14 protein-coding genes are annotated in these 15,674 nt (G+C 59.8%); 7 read left to right on the forward strand and 7 right to left on the reverse strand.

The window, feature by feature from the left end; genetic code table 11:
- Nucleotides 1–196: 196 nt before the first annotated feature.
- The 3 genes from G5S37_RS08185 to bioD form a co-directional block, all read right to left on the reverse strand.
- Nucleotides 197–2,755, reverse strand: coding sequence for a PEP-CTERM sorting domain-containing protein (locus tag G5S37_RS08185; RefSeq protein WP_165202582.1), 2,559 nt, complete (start codon nt 2,753–2,755; stop codon nt 197–199).
- Nucleotides 2,756–2,908: 153 nt separating this feature from the next.
- Nucleotides 2,909–4,090, reverse strand: coding sequence for an aminotransferase class I/II-fold pyridoxal phosphate-dependent enzyme (locus tag G5S37_RS08190; RefSeq protein WP_165202584.1), 1,182 nt, complete (start codon nt 4,088–4,090; stop codon nt 2,909–2,911).
- Nucleotides 4,091–4,515: 425 nt separating this feature from the next.
- Entirely contained in the window at nt 4,516–5,154 is a 639-nt protein-coding gene (bioD, locus tag G5S37_RS08195) for a dethiobiotin synthase (protein WP_240914836.1), read from the reverse strand.
- A 275-nt stretch (nt 5,155–5,429) separates the two neighbouring features.
- Between bioD and G5S37_RS08200 the strand changes: the two genes are divergently transcribed.
- Both G5S37_RS08200 and G5S37_RS08205 read left to right on the forward strand, forming a co-directional pair.
- The gene (locus tag G5S37_RS08200) at nt 5,430–5,936 is read left to right on the forward strand and encodes a pentapeptide repeat-containing protein (protein ID WP_165202586.1); all 507 of its coding nucleotides are present in this window, start codon (nt 5,430–5,432) and stop codon (nt 5,934–5,936) included.
- Nucleotides 5,937–6,026: 90 nt separating this feature from the next.
- Nucleotides 6,027–6,971 carry a rhomboid family intramembrane serine protease gene (locus G5S37_RS08205; RefSeq protein WP_165202588.1) on the forward strand — a complete coding sequence of 315 codons (945 nt, stop codon included), beginning with the start codon at nt 6,027–6,029 and terminating at the stop codon, nt 6,969–6,971.
- A gap of 8 nt (nt 6,972–6,979) precedes the next feature.
- Here G5S37_RS08205 and G5S37_RS08210 read toward each other — a convergent pair whose 3' ends face one another.
- A complete protein-coding gene (locus G5S37_RS08210; RefSeq protein ID WP_165202590.1) occupies nt 6,980–7,822 on the reverse strand; it encodes a hypothetical protein in 843 nt (280 codons plus the stop codon).
- Between the two features lie 489 nt (nt 7,823–8,311).
- Here G5S37_RS08210 and G5S37_RS08215 point away from each other — a divergent pair, with 489 nt between their 5' ends.
- Nucleotides 8,312–9,253 (forward strand): DMT family transporter, encoded by a 942-nt coding sequence (locus G5S37_RS08215; protein WP_165202592.1) that lies wholly within the window; start codon nt 8,312–8,314, stop codon nt 9,251–9,253.
- On the opposite strand, the gene G5S37_RS08220 is transcribed toward G5S37_RS08215, so the two are convergent.
- Both G5S37_RS08220 and G5S37_RS08225 read right to left on the reverse strand, forming a co-directional pair.
- A complete protein-coding gene (locus G5S37_RS08220; protein WP_165202594.1) occupies nt 9,222–10,052 on the reverse strand; it encodes a CHAD domain-containing protein in 831 nt (276 codons plus the stop codon). The two genes, G5S37_RS08215 and G5S37_RS08220, sit on opposite strands and share 32 nt — an antisense overlap.
- A gap of 76 nt (nt 10,053–10,128) precedes the next feature.
- Entirely contained in the window at nt 10,129–10,671 is a 543-nt protein-coding gene (locus G5S37_RS08225; RefSeq protein ID WP_165202596.1) for a hypothetical protein, read from the reverse strand.
- Nucleotides 10,672–10,841: 170 nt separating this feature from the next.
- Between G5S37_RS08225 and G5S37_RS08230 the strand changes: the two genes are divergently transcribed.
- Both G5S37_RS08230 and G5S37_RS08235 read left to right on the forward strand, forming a co-directional pair.
- Entirely contained in the window at nt 10,842–11,609 is a 768-nt protein-coding gene (locus G5S37_RS08230; RefSeq protein ID WP_165202598.1) for a glycosyltransferase family 2 protein, read from the forward strand.
- Nucleotides 11,610–11,730: 121 nt separating this feature from the next.
- Nucleotides 11,731–11,889, forward strand: a complete 159-nt coding sequence (locus tag G5S37_RS08235; RefSeq protein WP_165202600.1) for a DUF3309 family protein — start codon at nt 11,731–11,733, stop codon at nt 11,887–11,889.
- Nucleotides 11,890–12,005: 116 nt separating this feature from the next.
- Here the strand turns inward: G5S37_RS08235 and G5S37_RS08240 are convergent, their stop codons facing one another.
- On the reverse strand, nt 12,006–12,587 hold the full coding sequence (locus G5S37_RS08240; RefSeq protein ID WP_165202602.1) for a type 1 glutamine amidotransferase domain-containing protein: 582 nt from the start codon (nt 12,585–12,587) through the stop codon (nt 12,006–12,008).
- Nucleotides 12,588–12,753: 166 nt separating this feature from the next.
- On the opposite strand from G5S37_RS08240, the gene G5S37_RS08245 reads away from it, so the two are divergent.
- Both G5S37_RS08245 and G5S37_RS08250 read left to right on the forward strand, forming a co-directional pair.
- On the forward strand, nt 12,754–13,752 hold the full coding sequence (locus G5S37_RS08245; protein WP_165202604.1) for a L,D-transpeptidase family protein: 999 nt from the start codon (nt 12,754–12,756) through the stop codon (nt 13,750–13,752).
- Nucleotides 13,753–13,821: 69 nt separating this feature from the next.
- The gene (locus G5S37_RS08250) at nt 13,822–15,657 is read left to right on the forward strand and encodes a sulfatase-like hydrolase/transferase (protein WP_165202606.1); all 1,836 of its coding nucleotides are present in this window, start codon (nt 13,822–13,824) and stop codon (nt 15,655–15,657) included.
- Nucleotides 15,658–15,674: the final 17 nt, after the last annotated feature.

A 15,674-nucleotide genomic window follows, 5' to 3' on the forward strand; every position in this document is an offset into this window, starting at 1 on the left:
TAGGTGGGGCAATGGGGCTGTGTAGTTGTGCGGTGGCTACACAGGGGAGGTGGGTGTGGTGGGCTGCATTGGATTCAACACAGAGCACAGAGGAACTTCGGAGACTGAGTCTGCGAATACAGGGACGGGAGATTTGTAGCGCCCCAATTTTTTGCTGCTTCGCTGCTTTGCGTTTCACCTGAGCCGGTGAAGGAGGCTACTGCCTTCTGCGGCGGAAAAGCATTCCCAACACTCCAAGCACAAACAGCAGCGCCTTTCCGGGTTCCGGGACGATGCTGACGGTCAGTGAGCCGGAACCGGAGAAGTTGCTCACCTGCCAGAAGTAGCCGGCGGAGAGCTCGGGGAGATCGAGATTGCCTTCGTTGCCGTCGGCATTGTTGCCGGTGCGGAGGTTGGTGCCGGTACTGAAACCGGTGGCGTCCAGGGAACCGGCCCAGTCGATGAGGGTCCAGCTTTGCCCGAAGGCTGGCGCGAAGGGATTCGCGCTGTCGAAGGTGACCACGATGTTGCTGTTTCCATCCAGTGTGAGGGAGCCGCCGATGTTGATCCGGTCAGCGGAAGCAGGATTCAGGATCTTCAACTCTGCCACTGTGGCGGGTGCGGTGGGATTGAAGACCAGATTCCCCGTGACGGTGAGGGTGCCGATGCCGTCGCCGGCGGTGTTGATGTTGGCGGGATCGGAGGTGGTGCCGGGCTTGAGCACCTTGCCCGCGCCGATGTTCAGGCTGCCCTGGATGGTGCCGCTGCCGCTGATGACGCCGGTGCCCGCGGAGGCATAGGAGTAGCCGCCGGAAATGGCGCTGACATTGAGCGTGGCTCCGGAGTCTACCTGGATCCACGGGCTGGAATCGATGCGGCCGGTGGCATTGAGGGCGAGCGTTCCTTGGCTGACGGTGGTCTTTCCAGTGTAAGCGGTGACGCTATTGAATTGCAGCGTGCCAGCGCCTGTCTTCACGAGATTGGCCGAGCCGATGACGCCGATGGCACTGTTCACCGTGGTGGTGCCGCCCGTGATATTCCATGTGCGGGTGCCGGTGCCCATGTCGATGCGCGTGACGGAGGTAGCCACGGGGGTGCCAGTATTTGCGGCGAAGGTGTTGGTGCCGGAGGCGATGACATCTCCATTGAGGAGGATCTGACTACCCAAGGCATTCAATCCTGTGCCAGGATTGAGGGTGAGCGTCTGGCCATCGAGGAGGAGGCCGCCACTTCCCACATTCAAGGCACCAATCACCGACGTGCTGTTGCCACCGATTTGAAGTACGGCGTTGCCATTGCTGGCATTTACGAAGCCACTGAAGTCGACTTTGTTCGCGATGGTGGTGCCACCGGAGTTGACGGTCCATGCCCAACCCTGGCTGCCGTTGCTGGTGCCGCCAGAGACGGCCAGCGTGTCCTGGATGGTGACAGTGCCCCCCTGGGTGGTCATTTCACCGCCGGTCTTCGTCAGGTTGAGGAGAGTTTCGTTGCGGTTGTTGAAGACCAACGTGCCGCTGGAGATGGTGATGCTGGAGGTATCGGCAATCTGATCGTTGTTGGAGGCGCCCCACGACAGGGTCCCGCCATTGACGAGGACATTTCCCGCAATCGCATTGATGCCGACTGTCTTGGTCATGGAGAGGGTGCCGCCGGAGACGGTGGTGAGACCGGTGTACGTGTTGGCAGCGGTGCCACTCAGCGTCAAGGTCCCGGCGCCGGTCTTGGTGAGAGCGCCGTTCACGATCACGATGGCGCTGCCGATGGTGGTAGTGCCGCCGGTGATGTCGAAGGTGCGAGTGCCGCCACCCAGATCGATCTCGTGGACGGCGCCTGCCACGGCAGCGGCGTCCATGCGGAAGACATTGGTCCCGGAGGCAGTGACGTTGCCATTCAGCAGGATGCGATTGCCCTTGGGTCCGGCATTCATCTGGATGGTCTGACCGTCCATGAGGAGACCGCCTGCGCCCACGGTGAGCTGGGCTGCCAGCGTGGCGGCATTGCCGCCAAGGAGGATGGACTCATTGTTCGTGCCGGAATAGGCGCTGCCACGAATGTCCACCGTCTGGGCGGACACCTGTGCTCCTGTATTCACCGTGAATCCCGCGCCGGTGCCAGAGCTGGCGATACGCAAGGTCCCTGTGATGGTGAGATTGGCATTGGTTCCGGAGATGCTGCCTCCTGCGGCGGCAGTGGTCTGGGTGAAGTTGGCAATCGTATCTGTAAAGCCACCAAAGTTTACTCCGCCTCCATTCACTTCGACGTTTGACGTGTCGGCGATCCGATTGTTGGCGGCAATGGTAAGTGAACCTCCATTGACAGTGATGGTGCCAGTCAGAGTGTTTGCGGTTCCGCCTCCAAGGGTGAGTGTCCCGGTGCCTTCCTTGGTGAACCCATTGGTTCCTGCAAGACTGGCAGTCAAAGTGGCGCCCGCTGTCCCGGCGACGGTGATGTTGGAACCGGTCGCGAGCGTGAGCGTATTGCCTCCTCCGGCGATGGTGTATCCCGTGGTCTGGAACGTAAGGTCCTCCACGGTGATGGCTTCGCCCAAGGTCACGGTATAAGGCCCGGCGCCGCCCTGGCCGAAGATGGCGCTGTCTGGCGTGGCATTATTCCAGGGCTGGTAGGCCGGAGAGGGAAGCGCTGCCGGATTGAACCACCTGTCTGTGGCTGTTGTGTTCCACGTACCGCCTCCGTCCTGCAGGCCAGCCGTGACGGTGTCACCGTCCCAAGTGAGGACCTCGGCACGGAGCGATGCCGTGGTCAGTGTGAGTACCACGTATGGCAGAATCAGGATGGAACAATGTCTCACTAGGAAGGAATGCGGTGCGAAGGAGCGAAAATGATGAACAGGCCCTTCTCTGATTCGTTTCAAAGAAGGCTGAGTCTTGCATCTATTTCTTGTCGCAGGGCGTGCGATTCAGCACTGCAACTAGCCCGCGCGGTGAAAGGCCTGCTCCACATCCGCCCAGAGGTCTTCGATGTGCTCGATGCCCACTGAAAAACGCACGACGCCATCGGTGATGCCGACGGCTTCGCGCACTTCACGCGGGATGCTCGCGTGGGTCATGCTCGCGGGATGGCAGATGAGGCTCTCGATGCCGCCGAGGCTCTCGGCCTTGGTGAAGTAGCGGGAGGCTTCCATCAAGGCCATGGTCTGCTCCAGGGTGAGGCCGAGGTCGGCGGTGACGATGCCGCTGCCGTTGCGCATCTGTTTGATGGCCAGCTCATGCTGGGGGTGGGAGAGCAGGAAGGGGTAGCGCACCCACTTCACGCCCTTCATGTGCTCCAAGCGACCGGCGAAGGCGAGGGCGTTGGAGGCATGGCGCTCCATGCGCACGGCTTCCGTCTTGATGCCACGGGAGGTGAGCCAGGCATCGAAAGGGGAGGGCTGCAGGCCGAGCGCCTTCTGGGCGAAGATCATCTTCTCCTGCCATTCGTCGTCATCCGTGCAGACCGCACCGCCGAGAGCGTCGGAGTGGCCATTGGAATACTTCGTGGTGCTCAGCAGCGAGAGCGTGGCGCCGAGCGCGATGGGCTGCTGCACGTAGCTGGAGGCAAAGGTGTTGTCCACGACCACGGGGGCGTTCACCTCCTTCGCCACGGCGGAGATGGCGGCAATGTCCAGCACCTTGAGCAGCGGATTGGTGGGAGACTCGATCCACACCAGCGCGGGCTTCAGGTCGGTGATGTGATGGTAGTTCTCCGGATTGCTGAGATCAAAGTAGGCGGTCTTGATGCCGAACTTTTCAAACACACGGGCGAAGAGGCGGTAGGTGCAGCCATACACATTCTCCTCCAGCACCACGGTGTCTCCGGCCTTCAGCGTGGAGACCACGGCGGTGATGGCGCTCACGCCGCTGGCGAAGACACAGGCGTGCTTGCAGCCCTCTAGCGAGGCGAGCGTCTGCTGGAGATTGCGGAAGTTCGGATTGCCACTGCGGGTGTAGTCGAAGCCGCCGGGGTTGCCGTACTCAAACGTGCTGGTGAGATACACCGGCGGGATGACGGCGCCTGTTTCATCCTTCCAATTCTGCCCAACATGGATGGCAGCCGTTTCAAAGTGGCCGTGACCGTGGGAATCGGGGGTGGGGGATGAGGAAGGGGAGGACATTGGCGTACAGAGGGGCGGGACAGTCCGAGGTCAGGGGGCGGTGGTCAAGAGGGGAGTGTGGAGTCGCGGAGGTGGCTGTGGAAGGATGGGAATTTGGGAAACCACTAATGGACACTAACGGAACACTAATAAGGGAAAGATGAGCGGAAGGATGTTGGAGGGGGTACGGCTGAATTTTGATCGAGGACTCCGTTCAAAGCGGTGTCGCGGCCTCAAGGGAGGCCAGTGCCACCGCAGTCCAAGACGCAAAGCGAAGGGTCACATGCATGGAGATGTGTCGTATCGCGTTACGTCAGCACACCCCTGAGCCGCTTCAAAATTAGTGTCCCGTTAGTGTCTATTAGTGGTTTCCCACATTCCTCCACTCGCCTTGAGCATCACAAGACATGGAGCCATCTGGAAACTGACTGCTGAACACTGGCCACTCACACCGCTTGCTCAATCGCCCGGAGCAACTCGGACGCATCCGTCTCGCCGTGCATGATTTCACCGAGCACGGGGATGCCCATGCGGTCGAGGATCATGCTGTTGGAGATGCTGGCAGCGTCGCGTTCGGCGGAGGCGTAGTTGAGGATGATGCCGGGGCAGGTGAGGCCGCGGGACTGGATGTTCCGCACGGTGAGGATGGTGTGGTTCAGTGCGCCGAGCTTGTTGTTCACCACGACGACGACGGGCCAGCCGAGGTGCTCGGCGAAATCTGCGGCGGTGTACTTTTCCGTGATCGGCACCTCCCAGCCGCCCACGCCTTCCACGAGGATGTGCTCCGCGCGTGAACGCAGGGAGACACAGGCCGCGAGGACGGCATCCGGCTCGATGGGCTGATTCTCGATGAGCGAGGATGCGTAGGGTGAAGCGGGAATCTTCATCCAGCAGGGATTGAGTTCATCCATACTGAAGCCATCCGCACCGGCTGCACGGAGGTGGGCGACGTCCTCGCGACTGCCGCAGCAAAAAGGTTTGCAACCCACCGCGACGCGCCCACTGGCTTTGAAGGCTTCCAGGAGGCGGCAAGTCACATAGGTCTTTCCGGCATCCGTGTCCGTGCCGGTGATGAAAATCTGCATGCGTGCATGGTTAAGCGGATGGGACGTGGTGCAAGAGGGAAGAACGTAAACGCAAAGCAGCAGAGCAGCAAAGGTGTGGTGGGTAAGCGCTGGGAAATGAAAGCCCGGGTGGACGTCGCCTGATTTTATCGTGCATTTCCAGACATGGCTCTATCCTTTGCTGCTCTGCTGCTTTGCGTTTCACCGTTCCCGCCCTGCCACCGCTGGGGTCCTCCCGTGGAAATTTAGAGAAAATCGCGTGACGCAGGCGCGTAGATGCGCATAACACTGCCTTCATGTCCCAAGACCTGACTCCCCAGGAACTGCGCTCGCACTCGGAATGGCTCTCCAGCAATGGAGCGTCCGGCAAGCAGTTGTCCAAAAAGAATGCGGACCTCACGGGAACCGACCTGACCGGGGCGAACCTGGCGAAGGCTGTTCTCCCGGATGCGCGCCTCGATCGTGCCACGCTGGTGGGCACCGACTTTTCCGGAGCGGACCTGCGCGGCGCGAGCCTGGAAGGCACGGACGCGGATGGTGCGCGGTTCATCAATGCAAAGATGCGCGACGTGAATCTCTGCGAGACCAGTCTGCAGGGTGCTCAACTCGATGGAGCGGACCTGAGCCATGCCTTCGCAGAAGGAGCCCAGTGCTCCGGCGCGAGCTTCACCGGTGCGGACCTCACGGAAGCGGATTTCAGCGACGCGGATCTGGATGGGGCCAACCTCACCGATGCCAAGCAAGGTGGCCTGAATCTCAGCGGCGCTGAGATCTCGGACACGCGTGGTCTGACGAGAGGCTAGTGCTGGCCAACCAGAGTTGAATGATTGGGCAGTGGTGAGGCGTGCCTCTTCCACTTGCCCACGTGATGTGCCTGCTTATCTGATCCATTGATGGAACAAAGACCGGAGGGCACTGATGCATTGCCGCGTGAGGAGAGCGAGAGCCCGCCTGCGCCGCCCGTCGTGATCTCCAGGCGCACTTGGGCGACATGGGTCTTCTTCTTCGCCTGCATTGGCATTTTCGTAGGGATCAATCTCGAGGACGGAGACAAGAAGTACACCTGGGCGGTGCTGGAACGCTTCGGCTTTTTCCCGGCGACGGTAATTTGGGAGGGAGCCTGGTGGGGCGCAGTGACTTCCGCGTTCGTGCACATCAATCTGATCCACGCCTTCTTCAATCTCTACTGGCTGTGGAATCTGGGCAGGCTCATGGAGGATGAGATTGGCTCGTGGCGTTTCCTCGTCTTTTATCTGGGGGCGGCGATCGTCAGTTCCACGGCGCAGCTTGCTGTGTCCGACCAGACCGGCATTGGAGCTTCCGGAGCGGTGTATGCCCTCTTCGGCTTCATGTGGCGCACGCGGTTGGTGTATCCGAAATTTCAGAGCATCATGGTGCCGCAGACCATCAAGACGTTCTTCATCTGGCTGGTGGCCTGCTTCGTCCTGACGGCAGCGGACATGATGAAGATAGCCAATGGCGCGCATGTGGCCGGCCTGATCTATGGAGCCGTGGTGGCGGAATGTTTTGTGATCCGGCGTCCACGGATCCCCTATGCCGTCGGCGCGACAGCACTCGCGGCGTTGTCACTGGTACCCCTCTGGTGGGCTCCCTGGTCAAATACCTGGCAGGGGGTGAAGGCCCAAGGCGCACTGAATGCCGGCAAGGAGGAGGTGGCAATCGTGCGCCTGAGCATCATCATCGAGCGTGATCCCAAGAATGCCTGGGCGTACCGAACCCGTGGCAGGCTGTACCAAGAAATGGGCGAATCTGAAAAAGCGGCGGCCGATTTCCAACGGGCGCAGGAATTGAGTGCGTCTGCGAAGGAAAAGGAATAGTCGCGGAACTACTGCATCAGCCCCGGTACCGGCTTGCCCATGAGGAGCGGAGCCACGTGGTCGCGGATGAACTCCATCTTGATGTTGTCGAAGTGGTGGCCGTAGTCGCCATCGGCCTCGAGCTCTTTGGTCCAGTGAATGGTGACGATTTTCTCGGCGTACAGGCGGCGGGTTTCGTCGGAGGCTCCGCGAGGCAGGGTGAAGCCGCGAAGGCCCGCGCCGGGGTCGTGCTTCTTCCGGTCGGCGGTGCCGGAGAAGGGCATGAGAAAGCGGAGCATGCGATCGTGCGTGGAGGTGTAGAGGTACACTTTTCCGCGCACACGCCGGAGGGCGTTCGTGAGATCGTAGTCCTCGCTGATGGAGGTGCCGAGAAGCACGACGTGCTCGACATTCACGGACTCGGGCAGGTACTCCAGGGCGAAGATGGCCACGGCGGTGCCGGCGGAGAAGCCGAGCAGGCTCACCGGCGCGGTGGGGAAGGCGGCGGTCTGGCGCTGGATTTCGGCGGCCATCTTCCGTGCCCCCGCGCGCTTGTAGGCCACGGGAGCGTCCTGGTCTGCCACGAGTCCTTTGCCTGTCTCCCATGAGAACATTTCTCCGGCGCCGCGATAGCCTGCGGCGAGCAGGCCTTCCTTCACGCCCTCCGACCAGTTCTTCTTTCCCGTGCCGCCGCCCGCGCCATCCAGGAAGTAGAGGTAGCCATGCTTCATCCGCTTATCCCGGTCCGGCAGGTGCTCGGGCAGGCCGGGGGAGGTGGGCTTGCTGGCACAACTGGCGAGCTGACCGGCGAGAGCTCCGAAGGCGAGGCTCCGGGCGAAATGGCGGCGGCTCAGCGTGGGGTGGGGATTCATGGGGTGTTAGGAACGGTTGGGCCGGTGAGGGTGGAACGCAAAGCAACAAAGCAGCAAAGGGGGACAATGAGTTCAGGCTGGAAGCCTAACCTCCATCGAATCTTTGCTGCTTTTGCTGCTTTGCGTTTCATCTTATGAGAGGGGCAGCCATCCATCCGGCAATCTGGTCGTCATTGACGTCCCGACATTCGTACCTTATGGAGTGAATGTTCATGCGCGCCATCGCCGCCATCATTATTAGCGTCACTCGCCTCTGGCTTATCAAGCCGGACGGGCGGAGTGGTGACGCGGTGATGCGATGACGCAGCCGCAAGCGAAACGCGAGACAGCAAACAGCAGCAGTCGTTTCCCAAAGTTTCCCCACCACCCGCCCGCCTCACCGGTGAGCGGGTTTTTTGTTTTCCAGCTCTTCGCCCTTCCTCCGCAAGCCCGACCAATCTCATGTCCCAGACCTCGACTTCTTCCTCTTCCTCAGCTCTCCGATCCTCGATGGCCACCTACGGCATCGTGGCGGCGAGTTCCCTGTTCTTTTGTTCCAAGGCGGTTTTTGTGAAGCTGGCCTTCCGCTATCAAATGGATGCGGTCACCGTGCTGGCGCTGCGGATGGCGATGGCTCTTCCCTTTTTCCTGATCGGCGGCTGGCTCGACGCCCGGAAAAATCCACGGCCCATTTCACGGAAAGACTGGGGAATGCTGGCACTGCTCGGCTTCTTCGGCTGGTACCTTTCTTCCGTGGTGAACTTCATGGGTCTGGAGCACGTGAGCGTGGGGCTGGAGCGGATGATCCTCTATACCTATCCTTCGATCGTGATTCTCGGGTCGGTGCTCTTTTTTAAGAAGCCGCTGCGGTTCGTCGTGGTCGCGGCGATGGCTGTTTCCTACGTTGGAATCATCATTGGCTACCAAGCCGAAGCTGCCACTTCCAGCTCGGAAACGCTCTATGGTGCCCTTCTCGTTTTTGCGAGCGCGGTTAGTTATGCCGTTTTTGTCATGTTAAGTGGCCAAGTCGTTTCGCGCATCGGTCCCATCCGATTTACCTCCTGCGTGGTGGGTTTTTCCGCAATTTTCGTACTCATTCATTTTTGCCTGACACACCCTCCCTCACTGCTTATCAACCTTTCTCCCGGCGCCTACGGGTGCGGAATTGCGCTTGCGATTGCGGGCACGGTAATTCCGTCTTATCTGTTCGGAATCGGTCTAAAAAGGGCTGGATCCCAGGCTTTTGCGATCATTGGCATGGTGGGCCCCCTGGGTACTGTTTTCCTAGGGTGGTTCATTTTGGGAGAGGCGTTGAATCTCACCCAGATCCTTGGTCTCCTCCTCACCTTGGCAGGTGGTCTCGCTGTAAGCTTGTTAAAGGACAAGCCCGTTTCTGAGGCTACTATGAGGCCAGAGAAAGCTAAGGTAATGCGTGACGCATCTCAGTCCTGATTTTGCGTGGCGGACGTGAAAATGCCTTTTCCGCCCGTCGCCCGATTCGAGAGAGCAGATGGTCGCGTTGTTCCTGTATTTTTGGCTGCCACCCGCGTACAGGCTGGATGGTGCCCGCTTCTGCGGAGTCACTAAACACGTCCAAATCGTGACAATCTCCAAGCAGTGAGCCGATCTTCCGCGTACGGCGCAGGCGCTTGGGGTGGTGCAGCCACCGCTCGAGTGCCGTGGACTGGTAGTAGAGCCGTTTCACTTTTTTGCGCCATTCGTGGAGATTCTCCGCGCTGGGCTCTTCTTGGGCGTCCTGCCATGCCTTCCGGCTGGTCTTGTAAGACTTGGCATAGGAGTCGCCCAGCATCTCCCAAGTGAGTTGAGAGAGGTCCAGCAAGCCGATGTCGATCAGCAGTTGTTCCGAGAGCATTCTGGCTTTGTCGACTTTCCCATGAGTGGATCCGGCATCAGCATGAATGCCCGAGACAGAGGCTCCGAGTTTATGCGCCAATTTCGTAAGAACTAAGGTGTCCCGCTGACCGGATAGTAGGTTTTTCAAGTCACGGACATCGCTGAGCACGGACTTCATGGTGGGGTCTGGAACCACCGGCTTGGCGAGGCGCAGCATTGCCTGCAGCTTCTTCATGCGCTTGCGCAGGCTGTGGACCCCCTGCTCCTCCCATTTTGGCACCTTATGGATGTCGCGTGCCGCCTGCTGCACGAGTTGGGTGAGCAGGCGGTGTAGCCAGCGTCCGGCGTGACTTTGGGAGGTGCGGCTGGACGTGGCGATTTCCGAAGCCAAGTTCATGCACCAGACGGTTACGCTGCTCGCGAGGTTTTTGCTCCCCCTCGATTGCGATCTCTAGCGCAAAACGCGCGCAGAGTTATTCCTTCTCGCGCGTCAAAAGGTGCTCCTTGCGGCGAAGCCGGGCCGTCTGGATCTGTGCCAGCTCTTGGGCGCGGGTGAGGGTCCACTGCGGAGCTGAGACACGGAGGTTCCAATGCCAGGCGTGGATGAGGACGCGTTGGCGCTGCTCGTTGAACCATTCGAAGAAGAGCAAATTCTTGAGGCTACCCGTGGACGGCGCGAGAACGCTGCTGGCAGGTGGAGCGCTTTTCCGCAGGGTTTGTGTAATCCTCCGGGAGGCAGTCATCTCGCCCACAGTGCCAATTTGATGACGATGAAGCTTTGAAAGCAGGGTGTTGTCGGTTTTTGGGACGTGGTTGACGATCTCAATGCTGCACCCGGCGATGTCACTCAGGAAGTTGCCCTGTAATTCTACGTGAATCTCGTGTTGAGCTCCTGCGAGTTGGATAATGCCGGTGACGAGATTGGGGATTTCGTTGCTGAACGTGGCAGTGAGAACAGCGTTACTGAGCTGGAGGTCCATTGCATAAAATATAAGAGGATCAACAATGGCGGGCAAGTGGCACGATGCCTCAAGCGAGGGCTCTCCTAGGCTCCAACACGATGATGCCGAGCCACAAAGACACCCCAGATTGTTAATCACGATTAATAACAAAATCCTTTGTGCCCTAGTGTCTTCGGGTCTCTGTGTTGAAGTCCCTGACGCTCCAAGTCCGGAACCGCTCGCCCATGCTTTTCCCGCTTTCGATCTCCATCATCTCCTGCAACGAGGAGGCAAACATCGCGCGCTGTCTGAAAAGCGCGGCGGATCTCGCGGAGGAGATTGTGGTGGTGGACTCGGGATCCAAGGACCGGACGCGCGAGGTCGCGGAGGGATTCGGGGCCAAGGTCACTCATCAGGACTGGCTCGGGCATCGCGACCAGAAGAACGTGGCACTGGGCCTGTGCACCCGCCCTTGGGTGCTGGCTTTGGATTGTGATGAGGAACTGTCCCCGGAACTGCGCCAGAGCATCGAGCGTTTCTTCACGGATGGGTCTGCGGACCGGTTCGACGGAGCGGAGTGCAACCGGAAGGTGTGGTTCCTCGGCCGGTGGATCACGCATGGAGACTGGTACCCGGACCGGAAGCTTCGGCTATTTCGGCGTGAAAAGTCGAAGTGGGGTGGCAGCCCGGAGCATGACTATATTGAGCTCGCGGGGCCGACGATGCGGCTGGAGGGGGACCTTCATCACTACTCCTTTCCGTCGATGAGGCGGTACGTGGAGAAGATTAATACCTTCAGCGATGTCTTCCTAGCCCGGCAGAAGGCGGAGGGAAAACGCTGGTCCGTGGGGGCGAATGTGACCCGCCCGTGGTGGCGCTTCTTCCGCGCGTACTTTTTGCGCCGCGGTTTTCTGGATGGCTTCCCGGGATTCTGGATCGCGGTGAGCACGGCCTACTTTGCCTTTGTGCGGTACAGCCGGAAGTTTGAGGACGAGGTCGGCGAGGGGAAGTGAGGTGAGGGAGCGGTGATGGTTCCCTCCGATTCCTGGTGTGCAGGTTTCGCTTGAGACCTGTGAGGCTTGCAGCCGTTGCTCTGATGGTTCGCGATTCAGTTGTGAACGAACCTAATATACTATGAGCCTCGGAACCATTCTCCTCATTGTTGTCATCCTGCTCCTCATTGGATCGCTTCCCTCGTGGCCCTACAGTTCGGGCTGGGGGTACTATCCCAGTGGCGGACTTGGCCTGTTGGTGGTGATTCTGCTGATCCTTGTCTTGCTTCGAAGGATATAGCCGCCTGACTGGGATAGACAGATAACAAAGTGGGGGCATTTCAGCCCCCATTTTTGTAGCCCTGTTTTGGGCATCAGAAGTTCCCTAGCTGACTGAGCAAGCCTCAACGCGGTCGCCTAACCCGCTGGCGACGACCTGCTGGTCATGGAGAAGTGGTGACCTTCGGCGATTTCCTCAATGACCTTTGCACTGAAGGCCTTCAAGTCATCGGGCTTGCGGCTGGTGACCAGGCCGTGATCCACGACGACAGGTTCATCCACCCAGTCGCCACCGGCATTGCGGATGTCGCTCTGGATGGAGGGCCATGAGGTAAGGCGGCGGCCGTTCACGATGCCGGCCTCAATCAGGATCCATGGGCCGTGGCAGATGGCGGCGATGGGTTTGCCAGCCTCGGCGAACTCACGCACGAATTCTATGGCATCCTCGTTGGAACGCAGCTCATCCGGATTGGCGAGGCCACCGGGGAGTATCAGCGCATCGAAGTCTTCGGAATGGGCGCTCTTGAGGGGGATGTCCACGTCGAACTCATCGGCCATTTCGAGGTGGTGCATGCCCTGGATGCGACCACCGTGGGGTGAGATGATGGTGACATTCGCACCGACACGCTCAAGGGCGTGAAGTGGCTCCTCAAGCTCGGATTGTTCAAAACCATCCGCAGCAAGGATGGCCACATGCTTGTCAGACAGGTCTGTTTTCATGTGAGTGAATCGGTGCCGGAAAATGAGGTGGATGCGTAGGGGGTGGGACTCGGGCCTGGTTCAGGGTTTGAGGATGAGGTGAATGGCGGGGGGAGTGGCTCGTCCACAGGGGGCGGACAATGCGATGTTAGTGATGTAGTGAACAATCCCCAACGAGACCCCTGATATGAAAGCCCCCCTGATGCCGGTGTTGTGTGGAATGGTCCTGTGCGGCCTGATAGCGATGACGCGGAGCCTCGCGCAGGAGGCGGTGCCGAAGGCCATTCCGGTGGAGGACGTGAAGAAGAGCGAGGACCCGAAGAAGATTGAGCGGCTGCAGGTGTATCTGGATCGCGAAGGGTTCCCACCCGGGCAGATCGATGGGAAATGGGGTGAGTTCACCGGGAAGGCGCTGGGGAGGTACCAGATGCATCGTGCCGGGGTGGCGGCCAATGCGGCGGTTGATTTGCCCGCGGACTTCGATGTCTTCACGGAGTACACCGTGGCGGAGGCGGACTTCAGCCAGGTAGGCGTGGTGGGTGCTACGCCAGAAGAACAGTCGAAGCAGAAGTCGAGTCCCTATCCCACGATGGTGCATTTCTTGAAGGAGAAGTTTCATTGCGACGGGGACTACCTTCGCAAGCTGAACCCGGGCCTGAACATGGATGACCTGAAGCCGGGTGACGTGGTGAAGGTGCCGAACGTGACGCCGTTCCTCATTGAAAAGCTGAAGGTGAAGGATCGCATCCAGCCGAAGTCGCAATTCCAGAAGCGCAATCTCCGCGTGGATACGAAGGAGAAGATGCTGGATGTGATGGAGGACGGAAAGGTGCTGGCATCATTCCCCATCACACCCGGGTCGGAGTCGCTGCCGGCACCGGTGGGCATGTGGGAAATCGAGACCATGACCACCCTGCCCCTTTTCCGCCGGGATGAGTCCATGCTGAAGACCGGTGTGCGTAGCGATGACTACCATCTCATTCCTCCGGGACCCTCCAGTGCGGTGGGGGTGCTCTGGATTCAGCTTAATAAAAAGGGCATCGGCATCCATGGCACGAATAACTCGGAAACGATTGGCCGCGCCGCGAGCCATGGCTGCATCCGCCTTTCAAATTGGGACGCCATCCGCCTGAGTGAGATGGTGACGGACAAGATGGCGGTGGAGATTGTGGAGGGGGTGAAGTGAGGGTGAGGAGTTAGAGGGAGGATTGTTGTTTCGGTGGCAAGACGGATGGTGCGCCGGCGTTCTCGGTGGATGCGTTTCCGATTGGTGTCGTTTGTTGTGAGTGTGATGGGGCTGCTGATGGCGGTGCTGCCAAGTGCGGTGCGTGCGGCGGAGCGGCCGAATATTTTGTGGCTCACGAGTGAGGACAACAGCCCCTACCTTGGGTGCTATGGGGACAAGCTCGCGAAGACGCCGCATTTGGACAAGCTGGCGGAGCAGGGCGTGCGGTACCGGAATGCGTTTGCGAACTCGCCAGTGTGCTCGGCGGCGCGCACGACTTTGATCACCGGCATGAATGGCTGCGCGCTGGGGGTGCAGCATCATCGCAGCAAGGTAAGCATTCCGGAAGGCTTCCAACTCTATCCGGAAGTGTTGCGGGCCGCGGGCTACTACTGCACGAACAACTCGAAGACGGACTACAATCTGCCGGATCGCAAGGATGTGTGGGACGAGAGCAGCAAGAATGCGCACTACAAGAACCGCGCGTCCAGCCAGCCATTCTTCGCTGTCTTCAACTTCACCACCACGCATGAAAGCCAGGTGGCGCCGAAGGAGGGGAAGACCGATTTCCGCATTCCGCCGGAGCAGATGACCTTGCCGCCATACCATCCTGATACACCCGAGATTCGCCGGGATTGGGCGAACTACTATGACCAGATGACACTGATGGATGAGCAGGTGGGGAGGATGCTGGAGCAGCTGGAGAAAGCCGGGCTGGCGGAGGACACCATCGTCTTCTACTGCAGTGATCACGGAGGCGCGTTGCCAGGGGGCAAGCGGCACCTGCATGACTCCGGTACGCATGTGCCGATGATTGTGCGCATCCCGGAGAAGTGGAAACAGTGGAGACCTGCGCAGCCGGGCGAGTGGGTGGAGAACCCGGTGAGCTTCGTGGATCTGCCGACCACGTTCTTCAGCCTGTGCGGTGTGGAGACGCCGGCGAACTATCAGGGGCGCCCATTCCTTGGCGAAAAGAAGTCAGTGCTGCGTGATCACGTCTTCCTCTACCGCGGTCGCATGGATGCTCGGTATGACAATACGCGCGCCATTCGTGACAAGCAGTACCAGTACCTTAAGAATTATGCACCGCATCGTCCGTGGGGGCAGTACTATGAGTATGCCTTCGAGCAGCAGCCCAGCATGCGCTCCTGGTATGCGGAGTTTCTGGCGGGGCGATGCAACGAGGTGCAGTCTGCCTATTGGAAACCCAAGGCGCCGGAGGAACTGTATGAGATCGGAAGTGACCCATTTGAAATCAAGAACCTGGCGGGTGACTCTGCTCAGAAGGAACGCATCGCGGAAATGCGCAAGAAGCTGCGCGCGGAGATGCTCGCGGTGCGGGACACGGGATTCATCCCGGAGGGCATGCATGAGAAGCTCGCGGGTGAGAAGACCATCTATGACTATGCGCAGAGTGATGCTTATCCTCTGGAGCGCATCATCGACGTCGCGGATGTCGCGACTTCGAGAGACGCGTCCGCCTTACCACAACTGCTGAAGGCGATGGAGGACCCGCATCCTGTGGTGCGGTATTGGGGTGCCATCGGCTGCCTCGTGCTTCAGAAGGATGCGGCCCCTGCGAAGGAGAAGCTGCTGGGACTCTTAAAGGATGAGTGGAATGACGTGCGCATCGCCGCGGCGGAGGCTCTGGGATGGCTCGGCGAGTCAGAGCAGCCTGCCAGCGTACTGGCGGAGGTCATTCACAGGGGTTCCTTGTACGAGGTGGTCACGGCGCAGAATGCGCTCGATGCCATGCGTGCCGCCGGACATGTGCCGCTGGCGAGGGCGCAGGAGATCGTGCGCGGGGTGAAGTTTCAAGAGCCGGCGAATCGTGTGGCGGACTACCTGCTTTCGCTTGAGAAGTAGAGGGACCACCTCTTTGC

Source organism: Roseimicrobium sp. ORNL1, from assembly GCF_011044495.1.
Classification (GTDB): Bacteria; Verrucomicrobiota; Verrucomicrobiia; order Verrucomicrobiales; family Verrucomicrobiaceae; genus Roseimicrobium.